This window comes from Acinetobacter sp. YH12098 (assembly GCF_013419235.1).
Classification (GTDB): Bacteria; Pseudomonadota; Gammaproteobacteria; order Pseudomonadales; family Moraxellaceae; genus Acinetobacter; species Acinetobacter amyesii.
This window is the reverse complement of record NZ_VPAO01000098.1, coordinates 1-1,385: the sequence shown is the minus strand read 5'-3', so window position 1 is coordinate 1,385 and position 1,385 is coordinate 1. Positions and strand designations below refer to the sequence as shown.

General features: G+C 44.9%; 1 protein-coding gene. It reads right to left on the bottom strand.

Going from position 1 to position 1,385, the window contains the following annotated elements; all coding sequences use genetic code 11:
* On the bottom strand, positions 1 to 1,291 hold a 1,291-nt coding region (locus tag FTU38_RS16710; RefSeq protein WP_180111903.1), incomplete at its 3' end, for an ISNCY family transposase.
* Between the last annotated feature and the right edge of the window lie 94 nt (positions 1,292 to 1,385).

The following is a 1,385-nucleotide window of genomic DNA, read 5'->3' as shown; positions in this document are numbered from 1 at the left end:
TAACAACTTTCTGAGCTTTACGACTCGGCATACTTTTCTTGAGACGGGAACGTTTATTCTGTTTCTCCAATTCCTCATGTTGCTGCTGGATATGGGCCAGGACCGAACCTAATCTTTTATTCTCAACCACTTCATTCTGCTGTAGTCCAGCCAGTTTATTGAAGACGCTATAGTTGATCTTCCGTCCTTCATGCATAATTGCCACAGTACCATCCGGGTACTCCAGAAATGAAATGTATTGCCCAACAAGCTTATGATTCAGCTCTGTCGGTTCAAGCATATAAATACACTTGTCATAGGTCAGGGTCAGATTCTTGGTGACCTTACGCGGTTCCTGCCAGGTAAAAATATCATCCAGTTCAAGATCAGATTCGGTTAATGGCCGATGCAGGTTCTTTGAGTTTCGCGCACATTTGGCGAACTTCTGATTGAACTGCTCAATAAAGCAGGGTAACCATATATTGGCCTCTGCAATCGAACCGATGCCTTCCAGGCGCATCTCTTTGATCAGACGGTCCTGAAGGGTTCTGTTGGCACGTTCCACACGACCTTTGGCTTGGGGTGAGTTGGCAAAGATAATATCGATGTTCAAATTATTCAGAATCCGCCCAAATTGCGTAATCTGGCTGTCTTGCCTGGATTTCTGATTAACTCTGAATACCGAATGCTTGTCACTATAAAAGGCTAGAGGTTTGCCGTATTGTTCAATGTAGGCTCGGGTTGAAAGCATGTAGTCAAAGGTCGTTTCAGCCTCACAAAAGCGCAGATGCAACAGCTTTCCAGTGGCATCATCGATATAAACCAACAAGCAGCATTTTGCAGCTCGACCTTCAAACCAGTCATGATATGAGCCATCAATTTGGATCAGTTCACCGAAGCAATCCCGGTTATAACGTGGCTGATATGGACGCTTCAGGCGCTTGGATCGCGGAATCCACAGGTCATTGGCCGTCATCCAGCGCCGAAGCGTTTCTACCGGGATATTCAGGTCAAACATGCTGCTGAGCTTCTCATGCGCCAAGGTGGGTCCAAAGCCCAGTAAATGTTCAGCAATAATGGAAAGGCACTTTGATTTTAACAAGTCATCATGGCGACGATGGCCAGGTTGACCACGACTGGCATGTGCCATACCTGAGACACCATCTTGATTGAGCTTCTGCAATAACCGGGTAATTTGACGGGTGGAAAGATTTAGGATTTCAGCAGCACGGACCTGGGTAATACGATGATCTCGAACGTCTTGCAGAACTGCAAGCCGTTGAATTTCTTTGTCAGACATAGTGATCAGCATCTATATTTATATCCAGTCCATGGTGATAAAAACCATCATAAACTAGACATTTTTATTGGTGAGAATATAGACACTTTAAATGGGTTCTAACAAG